This is a genomic window from Nocardioides aestuarii, assembly GCF_039527245.1.
GTDB lineage: Bacteria > Actinomycetota > Actinomycetes > Propionibacteriales > Nocardioidaceae > Nocardioides > Nocardioides aestuarii.
Genome location: NZ_BAAAJT010000002.1, coordinates 1,800,932 through 1,814,824 on the forward strand (window position 1 = coordinate 1,800,932; position 13,893 = coordinate 1,814,824).

The 13,893-nt window shown below is 72.2% G+C and carries 13 protein-coding genes; 6 read left to right on the forward strand and 7 right to left on the reverse strand.

The window, feature by feature from the left end; all coding sequences use genetic code 11:
* The 3 genes from ABD091_RS09165 to ABD091_RS09175 all read left to right on the forward strand — a co-directional run bounded on the left by ABD091_RS09165 (nucleotide 1) and on the right by ABD091_RS09175 (nucleotide 4,765).
* A complete protein-coding gene (locus tag ABD091_RS09165) occupies nucleotides 1-1,086 on the forward strand; it encodes a tartrate dehydrogenase (RefSeq protein WP_343917615.1) in 1,086 nt (361 codons plus the stop codon).
* Nucleotides 1,086-2,954, forward strand: a complete 1,869-nt coding sequence (locus tag ABD091_RS09170; RefSeq protein WP_343917617.1) for a S9 family peptidase — start codon at nucleotides 1,086-1,088, stop codon at nucleotides 2,952-2,954. The genes ABD091_RS09165 and ABD091_RS09170 overlap by 1 nt, the downstream gene beginning before the upstream one ends.
* Before the next feature lie 113 nt (nucleotides 2,955-3,067).
* The gene (locus tag ABD091_RS09175) at nucleotides 3,068-4,765 is read left to right on the forward strand and encodes an ABC transporter substrate-binding protein (RefSeq protein WP_343917619.1); all 1,698 of its coding nucleotides are present in this window, start codon (nucleotides 3,068-3,070) and stop codon (nucleotides 4,763-4,765) included.
* A gap of 268 nt (nucleotides 4,766-5,033) precedes the next feature.
* Here ABD091_RS09175 and ABD091_RS09180 read toward each other — a convergent pair whose 3' ends face one another.
* From ABD091_RS09180 to ABD091_RS09200, 5 genes are all read right to left on the reverse strand, one after another.
* Complete coding sequence (locus ABD091_RS09180; protein ID WP_343917621.1) at nucleotides 5,034-5,624, reverse strand: DUF1349 domain-containing protein; 591 nt, start codon at nucleotides 5,622-5,624, stop codon at nucleotides 5,034-5,036.
* A 180-nt stretch (nucleotides 5,625-5,804) separates the two neighbouring features.
* On the reverse strand, nucleotides 5,805-6,200 hold the full coding sequence (locus tag ABD091_RS09185; RefSeq protein WP_343917623.1) for a VOC family protein: 396 nt from the start codon (nucleotides 6,198-6,200) through the stop codon (nucleotides 5,805-5,807).
* A gap of 120 nt (nucleotides 6,201-6,320) precedes the next feature.
* Nucleotides 6,321-6,668 carry a hypothetical protein gene (locus tag ABD091_RS09190; RefSeq protein WP_343917625.1) on the reverse strand — a complete coding sequence of 116 codons (348 nt, stop codon included), beginning with the start codon at nucleotides 6,666-6,668 and terminating at the stop codon, nucleotides 6,321-6,323.
* Between the two features lie 15 nt (nucleotides 6,669-6,683).
* A complete protein-coding gene (locus tag ABD091_RS09195; protein ID WP_343917627.1) occupies nucleotides 6,684-6,980 on the reverse strand; it encodes a putative quinol monooxygenase in 297 nt (98 codons plus the stop codon).
* Nucleotides 6,981-7,006: 26 nt separating this feature from the next.
* Nucleotides 7,007-7,273, reverse strand: a complete 267-nt coding sequence (locus tag ABD091_RS09200) for a hypothetical protein (RefSeq protein ID WP_343917629.1) — start codon at nucleotides 7,271-7,273, stop codon at nucleotides 7,007-7,009.
* 168 nt (nucleotides 7,274-7,441) lie between these two features.
* Between ABD091_RS09200 and ABD091_RS09205 the strand changes: the two genes are divergently transcribed.
* Nucleotides 7,442-10,282, forward strand: a complete 2,841-nt coding sequence (locus ABD091_RS09205) for a helix-turn-helix transcriptional regulator (RefSeq protein ID WP_343917631.1) — start codon at nucleotides 7,442-7,444, stop codon at nucleotides 10,280-10,282.
* A gap of 75 nt (nucleotides 10,283-10,357) precedes the next feature.
* Nucleotides 10,358-10,777: an ester cyclase gene (locus ABD091_RS09210; RefSeq protein ID WP_343917633.1), complete on the forward strand. Its 420-nt coding sequence runs from the start codon at nucleotides 10,358-10,360 to the stop codon at nucleotides 10,775-10,777.
* A gap of 21 nt (nucleotides 10,778-10,798) precedes the next feature.
* Here the strand turns inward: ABD091_RS09210 and ABD091_RS09215 are convergent, their stop codons facing one another.
* Complete coding sequence (locus tag ABD091_RS09215; protein WP_343917635.1) at nucleotides 10,799-12,349, reverse strand: LLM class flavin-dependent oxidoreductase; 1,551 nt, start codon at nucleotides 12,347-12,349, stop codon at nucleotides 10,799-10,801.
* A gap of 10 nt (nucleotides 12,350-12,359) precedes the next feature.
* Nucleotides 12,360-12,713, reverse strand: coding sequence for a tetratricopeptide repeat protein (locus ABD091_RS09220; protein WP_343917637.1), 354 nt, complete (start codon nucleotides 12,711-12,713; stop codon nucleotides 12,360-12,362).
* 121 nt (nucleotides 12,714-12,834) lie between these two features.
* Here ABD091_RS09220 and ABD091_RS09225 point away from each other — a divergent pair, with 121 nt between their 5' ends.
* The gene (locus ABD091_RS09225; RefSeq protein ID WP_343917639.1) at nucleotides 12,835-13,890 is read left to right on the forward strand and encodes a WD40/YVTN/BNR-like repeat-containing protein; all 1,056 of its coding nucleotides are present in this window, start codon (nucleotides 12,835-12,837) and stop codon (nucleotides 13,888-13,890) included.
* Nucleotides 13,891-13,893 lie beyond the last annotated feature (3 nt).

Below are 13,893 nucleotides of genomic sequence, written 5' to 3' on the forward strand. Positions count from 1 at the left end.
ATGACCACCCACCGGATCGCGGTGATCCCCGGCGACGGCATCGGCAACGAAGTCGTCCCGGAAGGACTACGCGTCCTCGAGGCGGCCGCCGCCCGTTTCGACCTCGACCTCCAGCTCGAGCACTTCGACTTCGCCAGCGCCGCCTACTACGAGCGGACCGGGGCCATGCTCCCCGAGGACTGGTTCGAGACGCTGCGCGAGTTCGACGCCTTGTTCTTCGGCGCAGTCGGCTGGCCGGACGTCGTTCCCGACCACGTCTCCCTGTGGGGCAGCCTGCTCCAGTTCCGTCGTCGCTTCGACCAGTACGTGAACCTGCGTCCGTGCCGGTTGATGCCGGGAGTCCGCAGCCCGCTGGCAGACCGGAGTCCCGGCGACGTCGACTTCGTGGTGGTGCGCGAGAACACGGAGGGGGAGTACTCCTCGATCGGCGGCCGGATCTTCGAGGGCACCGAGCGTGAGACCGTCCTGCAGGAGACCGTGATGACCCGGATCGGTGTCGACCGGGTGCTGCGCTACGCCTTCGAGCTCGCACAGGCACGACCCGACCGCCACCTGACGTCGGCCACCAAGAGCAACGGGATCTCGATCTCCATGCCCTACTGGGACGAGCGGGTCTCGGCCATGGCTGCCGAGTTCCCGGAGGTGCGCGTCGACCAGGCGCACATCGACATCCTCGCCGCGAACTTCGTCCTCAAGCCCGACACGTTCGACGTGGTCGTGGCGAGCAACCTGTTCGGCGACATCCTCAGCGACCTCGGCCCGGCCTGCACCGGCACCATCGGGATCGCGCCGAGCGCCAACATCAACCCCACGCGCGAGCTGCCGAGTCTCTTCGAACCGGTCCACGGCTCCGCTCCCGACATCGCGGGGCAGGGCATCGCCGACCCGGTGGGACAGATCTGGTGCGGGTCGATGATGCTCGAGCACCTCGGCCACCACGAGGCGGCAGCAGCTGTGCTCGAGGCGATCGAGGCCGTCCTGGCCGTCGGCCCCCGGGAGGCGCCGCTCACCCCGGACCTCGGTGGAACGGGCTCGACCGCCGACCTCGGCGCGGCGATCGCCGACCACCTCCGAGGAGGCCGCTGATGGCAGCCAGTCCAGAGGGCCGGTTCCCCCGCAACCGACTCCACACCGTCCGGCCCGCGCCGGGACCCCTCGGCCTGGCCCTGGTCGTCTTCGAGCAGCCCCACGGTGCTCGGGGTCGGGTGTGGTCCTCGCTCACCGGGGAGCTCGGCGACGACCTCCCCGTCCCGGTCTCGGGTGACACCGTGCTCACGGCCGACGGTCGCTGGCTGGTCGACCTCGACGACGACGGCGGCTCGGAGGTGGGCACCCTCGTCGCCCGTCGGGTCGACGGCAGCGAGACCCGACAGCTCACGCCTGGTCGCGACCCCTACGTGCTCCGCGGCCTGGAGGCCGGCGCCGACGGCGCGCACGTGCTGGCGACGCTGGTCGACGAGGCCGGCCACCACCTGGTGCTGATCCCGCTCGACGACCCCTCGAAGGCCCGCACGATCTTCAGCTCGGTCGAGGAGGCGTGGTGGGGGCACCTCTCCGCCGATGGCGCGCTCGCGAGCGTCGACACGACCGAGCACAACCCCGGCGTACGGCGCGCGGCGGTGACGGTCGTGGACACCGCCACCGGCGACGTCGTCGGCGTGGCCGACGACCTGCCCGCCGGTCCGGTCCGGGCGGTGCGGTTCTCGCCGAGCCCGGGCGACCCGCGGGTCCTGCTCTGGACCGAGCGGTCCGGCTACTCGCGCCCGGCGATCTGGGACCCCCTCACCGGCGCACGCCGTGACTACGAGCTGTCAGACCTGGCGGGGGAGACGCTGGTCCTCGACTGGTCACCCGAGCGCGGCGAGATCCTGGTCGTCCACGTCGACGCCGGCGTCCATCGGCTGCTCTGCATCGACGAGCAGACGGGCGATGCGCGCGCCGTCCTCGACGACGCCGGCAGCTTCGCCGACCCCGACGTCGCCTCGGTCTGGCCCTACTACTGGAAGTCATTCCTCGGCGGCGACGGCAGGCCGGTGGTGCTGACGTCCAGCGCGACCACCCCGCTCCACGCACGGCAGGTCATGACCGACGGGTCAGTGGAGACGGTCGTCAAGCCCGCCGCCGTACCACCCGGCCGGACGTTCGCGTCAGTCGTCACACCGAGCGCGGACGGCACGCCGGTCCACTTCTGGTGGGCGACTCCTGCGGGCGGGGCGCGCGGCACCATCGTCGAGGTGCACGGCGGGCCCAACCTGGTCACCGTCGACACCTACCGACCGGAGCTCCAGGCCTGGCTCGACCACGGCTTCGCGGTCGCAGCGCTCAACTACCGCGGCTCGGTCACCTTCGGGCAGGCCTACCGCGAGGGGTTCTGGGGCGGTGCCAGTGACGGGGAGATCGCCGACATAGACGCCGCCGTCGGCTGGCTGCGTGGACAGGGCCTCGCCGACCCGGCGACCACCTTCATCACCGGCCCGTCCTTCGGCGGGCACCTCAGCCTTCTCTCGGTGGGACGGCTGCCCGACCGGTTCGCCGGCGCCCTGGCGGTCGTGGCGATGGCCGACTGGGAGGCGGCGTGGGCCGAGGTCAACCCCGCCATCCGGAAGTCCTGGACCGGCTTCCTGTCCATGAAGCCCGACGGCACCGCCGACCCCCGGCGGATCGACGAGGTGCTGGCCCGGTTCTCCGCCGTCAGCCATGTCGACGACGTGACGGCGTCGGTGTGGCTCCACCAGGGTCGCAGGGACACGCGCACGCCCCCCACCCAGGCGCAGCGCTACGTCGACCGGCTCCGCGAGGCGGGCGGCGACGTGGTCATCGACTGGTTCGACGCCGGTCACGAGCCGACCGGTGTCGAGGGGATGGAGGTCGAGTTCGGACGCAGCCTCGAGCTGGTCGAGGCGACACTCGCCGGCCGCCGGTGGGACGGGCTGCCGGGGCTGTACGAGAAATAGTCAATGACAATGACTAAGAACCTGTCGATAGGTATTGCTAAGCCGTCCGGGTCGTTCTAGCCTTCGATGAGCCGACGCGGCGCAGGCCGCGGTTCCACGAGGGAGTAACCCGCATGGCACGTCGTTCCCGCACCCGTCCGATGTCGATCAGCACGACCCTGGTCGCAGCCCTCCTCCTGCTGCTGGCCGCTTGTGGTGGCGGGCCTCCGCAGGAGCAGGACGGCGACAACCAGGGTGACGTCCCCGTGACCGAGGGCGGGGAGATCGTGATCGGCGCCGAGCAGGAACCAGACTGTGCCGACTGGCTCGGCACCTGCTCGGGTTCGATCTGGGGCAGCTACACGATGTGGACCGCGACGATCCCAGTCGCCTTCAACGCCCGCCAGGACGGCGACGACTGGGTGCCGCAGGCCTCGGACCTGCTGTCGGAGGAGCCGGAGGTCGAGGACGTCGACGGCAAGCAGACCATCACCTACTCGATCAATCCCGACGCAGTCTGGTCCGACGGCGAGCCGATCACCTCGGCCGACTTCGAGTACACCGCGCTTCAGGTCCGCGACGGCAAGGACATCTTCGACAAGTCGGGCTACGAGAAGATCGAGTCGATCGACACCCCGGACGACCAGACGGTCGTCCTCACGCTCAGTGAGCCGTACGCCGCCTGGCGGGCGCTCTTCAGCAACGGCTACGGCGTGCTGCCCTCGCACATCCTCGAGGGCCAGGACCGCACCGCTGCGATGAAGGACGGCTACGACTGGAGCGGCGGTCCCTGGCTGATCGAGAGCTGGGATCGGGGCAGCTCGGTCACGCTCGTCCCCAACGACAACTACTGGGGCGAGCCTCCCCACCTCGACAAGGTCACCTTTCAGTTCCTCACCGACACCGCGGCGGCCTTCCAGGCACTGAAGAGCGGTCAGGTCGACGCCCTCTACCCGAGCCCCCAGCTCGACGCCCTCAGCCAGATCGAGGCCGGCATCCCGGGCACCAAGTCACAGGTCGACGCACAGACCGGCAACCTCGAGGCGATCTGGCTCAACAACGCCGCCTTCCCCTTTGACTCCCAGGCCGTCCGCCAGGCCGCGACCTACGCCATCGACCGGGACGCCATCGTGGCGCGCCTCTTCGGGTCGATCGGCATCGACCAGCCCGCTCAGTCGTTCTTCACTCCCATCCTCGGCGGCTTCGGCGAGGCGGCCTTCGACGGCTACACCCTCGACCTCGGCCAGGTCGAGACGCTCATGACCGGGGACGGCTGGACGAAGGACTCCGAGGGCTACTGGGAGAAGGATGGTCGGCGCGCGGCCTTCACGATCGAGACGCTCGCCGGCAACAAGCGGCGCGACCTCATGCTGCAGGTCCTTCAGACCCAGTACAAGGACGCGGGCTTCGAGATGTCGATCCACACCACGACCCCGGCCGAGCTCTTCGTGAAGACGCTGCCCAACGGCGACTTCGAGGCCGCGCTCTACACCTTGATCGACACCTTCCCCGAGCCCCTCAACCTGTCCGCGACCCTGAAGTCGACGAACGCTCCCACAGAGTCCAACGACTTCTCCGGCATCAACTTCGGTCAGGTCTCGATCGACGGTCTTGACGAGGTCCTCGACCGGATCGACTCGGAGACCGACGAGGCTGCGCGCATCGAGGCGTCCCAGGAGGCCGACCGGCTCATCGGCGAGGCGGTCCCGGCCATCCCGATCGTCGCGGTGCCCAACGTCCTCCTGTGGAGCGACAAGCTCGGCGGGCCCATCAGCATCAACCCGTCCGAAGGCCCATTCTGGAACCTGAACGAGTGGGGTCTCGCCGGCTGAGTCGAAGGCAGGCGCTGATGGGCGAACTCCGCAACACCGGGGGTAGGCACCCATCAGCGACGGAGACCGCGGAGCAGGGCGGTGACGACCGACCTGGCCTCGTGATGCAGACGCAGTCGCGCTAGTCGCTCGGCGAGGAAGCCCTGCGTCTTAGCGCCGCGAGTGCGCGGCCCACGGTCGGCGTACGCCTTCTCCCTGCTCTTGATCGCAGGGTGCTCGCCACGCAGCCCACGCAGCCCACGCAGCCCACGCACTCTGCCATGGAAGCTCAGGCGCTCGGGTGCAGCTCGGCGTCTGGGGGGGTCATCCTCCACGAAGTGAAGTGAACAGTGAGCCCGGCCCGGGTCGGCGCACAGCAGAAGGGCCCTGCCATGACGGGCCCCGCCGCATCCAGGGGCGCGACGCGAACGAGGCGCCACGACTCGTCGTCCACACGCGCGCGCACCGTGAGTGCGTTGCCCGACCAGCTGCCACGGACGGTCACCAACCGCCCCGCCCAGCTCGGCACCGGAGACAGCGACCAGTCCGACGTGCCCCTGGTGACGACAGCTCCGAGGCTCTCTTCTCCGTCGCTCAGCTCGACGCCAGCCTTGATCCACGATTCGTCGTCGACCCTCACGAAGATGCCGGCTTGGTCGAACTGCTCGGAGAAGTCGAGACGGAACTGCACCTCGATCGCAGACTCCGGCTCCAACGGGGTCAAGAGTGCATGCTCGCTGGAGTGGACGAACCCGTAGGACGTGATGCGCCAGGCGTCGCTACCTTTGCGGGCGGTGACGCGGAGGCCATCGACATCGGTCGCGGCGTCAGCGGGCTCGTTCGTCCACAGACCGTCAGTCCACGGGACGGTGTGAGACATGGTCGCCCTCCCCAGGGGCCTGGAGGTCATAGGATCCACGCGCGATCCTATGAGCCGAAGGACTTTCGGCGGAGTAGCCCCTCGCGCCGCGAAGGCGGTGCTGTCCTACGACACGAGTGGGCGCATCCCGTCCCCAACGGCGCAGCGGAGTCGTGGACTCCCCGGGGGCGTCACACGCTGCTATCCACCTTCCGGCTTCGGCCAACCGCCGTAGGGGACGGTGAGGATCTCGAGGATGTGACGATCCGGGTCCAGCCAGTAGAGCCCGCGGCCGCCGTCGTTGGTGTTCATCTCCTGCGGCCGCGTTCGTCCTGGGTCGGCCCAGTAGGGGATGCTCATGGCCAGGATCCGCCCGTGGATCTGGTCGAACTCGTCCTCCTCGACGAGGAAGGCGTAGTGCTGCGGGTGCACCGGCCCCTCCTCGAGAAAGTCCAGCGAGACGTCGTTCGCGACCTGGACCACGGCGAACGGTCCGAAGCTCGTCGGGGCCGGCAGCCCCAGGAGGTCGGACAAGAACGAGGCCGAGGCCTGCTTGTCGGTGCAGTAGACGATCGTGTGGTTCAGGCTCACCGGCATCCGGACCTCCTCCGTCGGATCATGCAGCGGTCCCGTGGTGCCAAGCGTGCGACGACGCGGTGCCCCTGTCCACCGAGCTGCGGCTGGGCATGGCCCTGCCCAGCCACCGGCTTCCTGGCGTCACGCCTGGCTGTCGTAGTCGAGGACGAGCTCGGGGACAGGCACGCCGTCGGCCAGCGAGATCCCGTGCACCTCCAGGACGTGGTCACGGAACCACCGGTCGAACGGGGCCGCCGACCCACGAAGCACGCCGTACGCCGCGTCGAGGTCGTCGGCCTCGAGGTGGACCACGGCGAGGTCGTGGGTCTGGACGGACTGGATCCACACGGCTTCCCGCGTGATGCCGGCCCGTCGCCGCGCGTCCTCGTAGGCCGCGCGACGCGGACCTCGCCAGCAGGACGCCAGCGCCTCGCGGTCCAGACCGGTCCTGCCCGGCAGCAGCGGGATCGCGAACCCCACGTGAGGCATGGGCGTCGTACGCCGTCAGAGCGGCTGGACGACCGTGGCCCGGAAGGGTTCGGCGAGCAGCGCCAGCAGCGGCGCCATCGCCTCCGCCGCCGCGGGGTCGCTCATCACGGACTCACGGGCGGCGGCCGACTCCCACTCCGCGATCTCGACCAGGGTGTCGGGGTCGTCGACCGCCTCGTAGAAGGCGCTGTCGATGGCGCCCCTCTCCTTCAGGGCCGGCCCCAGGTCGGCCAGCAGTGACTGCAGCACGCCCTTGAGCTCCTCGCGCTTCCCCGGCGCGGCCTTCAGCTCGACGATCACCTTGATGGACATCTCGTTCCTCCTTCTACGCCGGGGCTCTAGGGCTCGATGTAGACGGTGAAGGGCGGGACGACGCCGTGCGACTCCATGAGCGCGGCCACCTCGGGCGGCGGCGCGTCGAGCATCGCCTGGAGCGCCGCCATGTCGTGGATGGTGGCGCTCACGGCGATGCGGTTGCTGCCGTCGGCCGCGACGTGGTCGGTGACGTCGGAGCCGACCTGCTCCAGCGCCGACGCGCGCTCGTCCTTGCCCTTGAGCCAGCGTTCGATCTCGACGACGTCGTGGGTGATGACCATGCGTGGCATGTGTTCGCTCCTCGGTGCGGAAGTGGATGGACTGTCCGGGCCACCGCCCCCGGGACGACAGCCGGCCCGAGTGCGGTCGATGCTGCTCCCGGCCGCCGGCGGAGACATCACTCGATCGCGCGATCGCGGCTCTGGACCCCCGCTCGGCCGAGGAGGACACTCAGGTGGATGTCAGGGTCGGCGGTCAAGCCGCCCGCAGCCGGGCTGGTCGGGCGCGAGGGCGAGCTCGACCTCGCCCTGGCCGAGCTCAGCGGGCTCCGCGACGGCCGGTCCTCCGTCCTGGTCGTCGAGGGCGAGGCCGGCATCGGCAAGACCCGACTGGTCGAGACCCTGGCCGAGGAGGCGCGGTCGCGCGGCCTCCGGGTGCTCTGCGGCGGCGGCCATCCCTTCGAGCGCGCGCGTCCCTTCGGGCTGGCTGCCTCCGCCCTGGACCTGACCCCCCGGTCGCCCGACCCGCGCGCCGCCGCCATCGGCGAGCTGCTCTCGGGGCGGAGTACCGAGCCCGCCGATGCCGGTGAGATCCGCTACCGCGTCGTCGAGGAGATCGTCGACCTGGTCGAGACAGCGTGCGCGGAGCAGCCGGTCCTGCTGGTCACCGAGGACGTGCACTGGGCCGACACCGCCAGCCTGCTGGCCGTCCTGTCGGTCACGCGACAGCTCTCCCTCGCCCCACTGCTGACCGTCGTCACCACCCGGCCCGCGCCCCTTCCCGGCAGCGTGGTCCGACTCCTCGACGACCTCACGGACGGTGGCGGACGCACGCTGCGACTCGCCCCGCTCACGCCGGACGAGGTCACGGCGCTCGCGACCCGCACGCTCGAGGCGGCGCCCGGCCCGCGGCTGACCGCGATGCTCGACAAGGCCGGGGGAAACCCGCTGTGGGTGACCGCCGTGCTGCGCTCCCTGACCACGGACGGCGCGCTCGTCCGGACCGGCTCCGAGGTCGAGGTGACGGTCTCCGAGCTGCCCGACTCGCTGGGCGAGCTCGTGACCCGCCGGCTCCGCGACCTCCCCGGACCGACGCTGGAGCTCCTCCGGGTCGCGGCCGTGCTCGGCGACGCGGTGTCGCTCCGCGACGTCGCTGCGGTCGCCCACCGGCCGCCGCTGGACGTCGCCGGCCAGCTGGCCGCGGCGTACGATGCGCAGCTGCTCGACCGGGTCGACCACCGGGTGGTCTTCCGCCACCAGCTCGTGCACGACGCGATCTACCAGCAGGTGCCCGTGCCGACCCGCCGCCTCCTGCACCGGGAGGCCGCCGTGGCGCTCATGGCCGCCGGCGCCGACCCGCTCGCCGTGGCCGACCACCTCGTGCTCGGGGCCGAGCGCGGCGACGAGGAAGCCGTCGCGTGGCTGCGGCACGCCGCGCAGGACGCCGCCGGACAAGCGCCCTCCGTCACGCTCGACCTGATCCGGCGTGCCGAGGCGCTGCTCCCCGGCGGCCACCCCGACGCGGACGCCGTCTCCGCCGACGTCGTGCAGGCCCTGTTGCGCGCCGGAGACGTGGCCGAGGCCTCGGCCAGGGCCGAGGCGGTCCTCGAGCGGCCGCACGCCGCCGAGGTCGACGCCCCGCTGCGGGTCGCCCTCGTCGCCGCGCTCGCCCTCCAGAACCGGGCCGACGAGCTCGTCGCCGTCGTCGAGGCCGGCCTCGCGACCCCGGGGCTCCTCAGTCCGGCCGAGCAGGTGGTCGTGCTCGCCCAGCAGAGCTGGGCCCTCACCTACAGCGGCGCCCCGGCCGCGGGCGAGGACGTCGCGACCCGAGCGCTCGCCGTCGCGACGGAGACGGGCGATCCCGCGACGTCGGTGTGGGCGCTGACCGCGCTGCTGGTGGCGGAGGGTCGTCAGGGCCGCTTCGACGCCGCCCTGGACCACGCCCGGCGTGCCACGTCGCTCGCCGACGCCTCGCCCGCCGCCCGGGCGATGCCGCTCCAGCCGAGGCTGATGCTGGGGATGGCGCTGTTCGACTGCGACCTCGTCGGCGAGGCGAGGGCGGCGTTCCGGGCGGCGCTGGACGACGAGTTCGGCTCCGCGTGGTGGCTCTCGGCCACCCTGATGGCCGACGCCCAGGCGTCGTACGCCGTCGGCGACTGGGACGACGCCGTGGCCGGGCTCATGGCCGGGGAGCAGGCCGCCCGGGAGAAGGCCAACCCGCTCCTGGAGTGGCAGTCGCTCGCCTATCGCACCGTCATCGCGACGGGCCGGGGCGACCTCCCCGCCGCACGCGAGCTGGCGGGAGGGTTCACGGGGGTGCTGGCGGGCGAGCAGCTGCCCTACAACGCCGGGGTGCTGGCCTTCGCGGCCGCGGGGCTGATGGCGGCGGACGGCGACCGGCCGGGGGCCTTCGCCCTCCTGCTGCGCTGCTGGCGCGCCGAGGCCGAGCGGACGAGCCGCTTCTACCACCGCTTCCTGGCTCCCGACCTCGTGCGCCTGGCCCTCGCGCTGGGCCGGACCGACGTCGCGACGGAGGTGGCCGGGACCGTCGAGGACGACGTACGTCTCGCCCCCGGGGTGGCAACCGTGCGGAGCACGGCGCTGCGCTGCCGTGGGTTGGTCGACGACGATCCCGAGCCGCTGCTGGCGGCGGCCGAGCTCGCCCGCCGGTCCCCCCTCGTGGTGGAGCACACCGGCACCTGCGAGGACGCCGCGAGCGTCCTCGCCAGGGAGGGACAGCATGACGCGGCGGCCCGGCTGCTCGGCGAGGCCCTCGAGCGCTACGAGGCCGTCGGTGCCGAGGCGTGGGCGGGCCGGGTCCGGGCCGGCCTGCGGTCCGTCGGGGCACCCCCGGGCGTCCGCGGGAGCCGCCACCGGCCCGGCCAGGGCTGGGAGAGCCTCACCTCCACCGAGCGCACGGTGTCGCTGCTGGTGGCGGAGGGCCTGACCAACGGCGCCGCGGCGCGACGGATGTACATCTCGCCCCACACGGTCAACACCCACCTGCGCCACGTCTACGCCAAGCTCGGCGTCTCCAACCGGGTGGAGCTCTCCGCGGTGGTGCATCGCTCGATCGAGTGATGTCCTCCCCCACCGGCCTCGGCACAGTCGGGCTGGGCGGCGAGCGGGCCGCACCTCGACCACCAGGAGGCTGCCGTGGACCACGCCACGACGATGCGCAGGACCTACGAGCTGATCAGCGCGGGGGACGTCGCCGGATTCGGCGACCTCGTCGCCGACGACTTCGTCGAGCACGAGGACAACCCCGGCTTCGCGCCCGACAAGGCGGGGACCCTCGACTTCTTCCGCGCCATGACCGGCGCCTTCCCCGACCTCAGGATGACCGTCGAGGACCTCATCGCCGACGGCGACAAGGCCGTGGCGCGCGTCAGGCTCACCGGCACCCACCGGGGCGAGTTCATGGGGATCCCGACGACCGGCGCCTCCGGTGACATCCAGCTCATCGACATCATGCGGTTCGACGCGGACGGCCGGGTGTGCGAGCACTGGGGCGTCGCGGACATGCTGTCGTTGATGCAGCAGCTCGGCCTCGTGCCCGACGCAGCGCCTGCCTGACCCTGCTCGTGACGAGGCGCGTCAGCTGAGCCCGTGGCGGGAGAGCGGGCCGATCAGCTCGCGCTCCTCGTAGGCGAGGTGGGAGAGCAGGGTGTCGGTGAGGAGGTCGAGGGAGGCCTGGACGCCGTCGAGCGCCTCCTCGCCGGCACGGCCGGTCCCGTCGCTGCCGACCAGCATCACCAGCGCCTCGTCGAACTGCTCCAACACGTCGTGGATGACGTGGTGCTCCTCCTCGAGCCGGTCGAGGACCGGGCCGAGGCCCGGCTCGCTGCGACGCAGGTGGGGGAAGACCGAGGTGTCCTCGAGCGTGTGGTGGGTCGTGACCACGCGGCAGTAGGACTCGCAGTAGGCGCCGAGCGTCCAGTTGTTCTGGCGCATCGTCATCGTGTTGATCGCCGACCGGGCGGCGCCCACGGTCAGGTGGCCGCGGCGTACCTGCTCCAGCACGTCCCGCACCTGGGCGAGCTCGCCGCGCAGGTGGTCGTGGATGTCGACGAGGTGCTGGCCCTGCTCCGGCCGGATCCCGTACGGCGCCTCCTCCGTCACCGGGACGTGGCTCGGTCGCGCCGACTCGTCCCACGGCACGGCCGAACGCACCATCGCCGGCGGCGCCGTCGGGGTGGCGAGCTCGACGCGGTCGGGAACCGCGGGCTCGTCGACGACCGGCGCCGGGGCGGGCTCGCCCGAGGCACGGCGCAGCCGCTCGACCTCGACGAGCTCGCGCGTCATCGGCGCGACCTCGGCCGCCCAACGCGCGACCACGGACGGGTCGTCGGAGCCGAGGACGTAGGTGCTCATCCCGACGTCCAGAGTCAGCTCGGCGAGCTGCTCGGCCCAGTCGCCCGGTGTCCCCTGGAGGAACCCGCTGCCCGAGCCGAACCGCCCGAAGACGTTGTAGAGCCGCTTCACCGCGGCCGGCGCGCGACCGGCGGCCTCGGCCGCTTCGTCGACCACGGCCGAGAGGTCGGGCAGGTCCGGCGGGTCGGCGTAGCCCATGCTCGGCACCCAGCCGTCGGCGAGCCGACCGGTCAGCCGCAGCATCCGCGGCTTGTAGGCGCCCAGCCAGACCGGGATGTCGTGGGCGGGCTGCGGGCCGGCATGGAGGCCGACCGCGCGGTAGTGCTCCCCCTCGAAGCGCAGCGTCCCGCCGGCCCAGAAGGCCTTGATCAGCTCGACCGCCTCGGTGAGGGCGTCGACTGCCTCCTTCGGCGTACGCCGCGGGCCGCCCGCGGCCGCGATCGCGTCCCAGAACGCGCCGGCCCCGAGCCCGAGCTCGACGCGGCCGCCCGTCACCAGGTCGAGAGTGGCGGCCGCCTTGGCCAGCACGACCGGCGGCCGCAGCGGCAGGCTGGCGACGTTGGGCGCGAGCTTGATCGTGCTGGTGCGCGCGCCGAGGACGGACAGCAGCGTCCAGGTGTCGACGTACTTCTGCTGGTAGGGGTGGTCCTGGACGGAGACCACGTCCAGCCCCTCGACCTCGGCGAGCGCGACCAGGGCGAGCAGGTCGTCGAGCCGTGCCGCCTCGGGCGAGGGGAAGAGCCCGAACTCGAGCTCCTGGGCGTAGTCGGCCATCAGCCGGCGATCAGGCCGGTGCGCCGAGCGCGTCGGCGAGCCGGCGCGCGGCGTCGGCCTCCTCCGGGCGGGAGGACCGCTCGAGCGAACGGGCGAGCAGCAGCGCCGCGTAGGCGTTGGTCGGCTCGAGGTCGAGCAGCGCCCGCGCCTCCTCGATCGCCCGACCGAGCTGGGCGGAGTGGTAGTAGGCGCGGGTCAGGAGCTCGCGCACGTCACCAAGTCGGGCCGCCTCGGCGTCGTGGTCGACGACGTGGCGCAGGATGTCCGCGGCGCGGTAGTAGTCCTGGTGCTCGAAGAGGTCGACCGCCCAGCGGTAGGCGTCGTAGGTGGTCATGCGCTCCAGCATGCTGGTCATGGTGCTCACGGGGCCTCCTCCCGCGGTCGGGCACGGCGGGCGTGCCGTGCGCTGCGTGGAACCGCCTACGGGGCCGGGGTATTCCGGTCGCCTCTGGACACCCGGCGCCCTGCGCGGCAGGGTCTCGGACATGCGACGCCTTCTCGGGATCCTCTGCCTGGCCCTGCCCCTCACCGCCGTGCCGGCCACTCAGTCACTGGCCGCAGCCACGCCCTCCGACTGGGAGGTGAGCGTGGTCGACGCCGACCAGAGCTTCCGCGGCCTCGACGCCGTCGACCGCCGCACCGCCTGGGTCAGCGGCGGGAGCGTCTCCGGCGGTGCCGGCAAGGTCTTCCGGACCACCGACGGCGGCGAGACGTGGGACGACGTGACGCCGCCGGGCACCGAGGGCCTCTCACTCCGCGACGTCGAGGCCCGCGGCAGGAACACAGCGGTCGTGCTCTCGATCGGCCCGGGCGAGGACTCGCGCATCTTCCGGACGACCGACGGCGGCGCGACCTGGACCGAGGCCTTCCGCAACACCGAGGCCGACGCGTTCTACAACTGCCTCGACTTCTATCCCGGCGGTCGGCGCGGGCTCGCGGTCAGCGACCCCGTCGACGGCGAGTTCCGGATCGCCGCGACCGACGACGGCGGGGCCAGCTGGGAGGTGCTCGACGACGTGGTCATGCCCGACTCGACGGGCGAATACAACTTCTCCGCCTCCGGCGACTGCCTCACGATCGCCGGGCGTACGGCGTGGTTCGGCTCGGGCGGCGAGGCGGCCCGGGTCTACCGCTCGACCGACCGCGGCCTGACCTGGACCGCGACCGACTCGACCCTGACTGCCGGTGAGGCGGCCGGCGTCTTCGCGCTCGCCTTCCGCAACCCGCAGCAGGGCGTCGTGGTCGGCGGCGACTTCGATCCGGAGGCGACCGAGCCGGACGGCACGGCGTACGCACGTCACGGCCGGACCTGGACCGCGGGCGGCGACCTCGCCCACCTCGGTGAGGACGTCGCCTGGAGGCGCGGCAACCGGCTGATCGTGGTCGGCGAGTCCGGGCCGGAGGCCGGGACGAGCGTCAGCCGCGACCGCGGCCGGTCGTGGGAGCAGCTCTCGACCACCGGGTTCCACACCCTCGACTGCACCCGGGACGGCGCCTGCTGGGCCGCCGGTGGCGGCGGCCGCGTCGGGATGCTTCGCTGACGC

What these genes read in the sequence shown, in the direction of transcription:
- ABD091_RS09165 (WP_343917615.1), top strand. Translation starts at nt 1, where the DNA reads ATGACCACCCACCGGATCGCGGTGATCCCCGGCGACGGCATCGGCAAC.
- ABD091_RS09170 (WP_343917617.1), top strand. Translation starts at nt 1,086, where the DNA reads ATGGCAGCCAGTCCAGAGGGCCGGTTCCCCCGCAACCGACTCCACACC.
- ABD091_RS09175 (WP_343917619.1), top strand. Translation starts at nt 3,068, where the DNA reads ATGGCACGTCGTTCCCGCACCCGTCCGATGTCGATCAGCACGACCCTG.
- ABD091_RS09180 (WP_343917621.1), bottom strand. Translation starts at nt 5,624, where the DNA reads ATGTCTCACACCGTCCCGTGGACTGACGGTCTGTGGACGAACGAGCCC.
- ABD091_RS09185 (WP_343917623.1), bottom strand. Translation starts at nt 6,200, where the DNA reads ATGCCGGTGAGCCTGAACCACACGATCGTCTACTGCACCGACAAGCAG.
- ABD091_RS09190 (WP_343917625.1), bottom strand. Translation starts at nt 6,668, where the DNA reads ATGCCTCACGTGGGGTTCGCGATCCCGCTGCTGCCGGGCAGGACCGGT.
- ABD091_RS09195 (WP_343917627.1), bottom strand. Translation starts at nt 6,980, where the DNA reads ATGTCCATCAAGGTGATCGTCGAGCTGAAGGCCGCGCCGGGGAAGCGC.
- ABD091_RS09200 (WP_343917629.1), bottom strand. Translation starts at nt 7,273, where the DNA reads ATGCCACGCATGGTCATCACCCACGACGTCGTCGAGATCGAACGCTGG.
- ABD091_RS09205 (WP_343917631.1), top strand. Translation starts at nt 7,442, where the DNA reads ATGTCAGGGTCGGCGGTCAAGCCGCCCGCAGCCGGGCTGGTCGGGCGC.
- ABD091_RS09215 (WP_343917635.1), bottom strand. Translation starts at nt 12,349, where the DNA reads ATGGCCGACTACGCCCAGGAGCTCGAGTTCGGGCTCTTCCCCTCGCCC.
- ABD091_RS09225 (WP_343917639.1), top strand. Translation starts at nt 12,835, where the DNA reads ATGCGACGCCTTCTCGGGATCCTCTGCCTGGCCCTGCCCCTCACCGCC.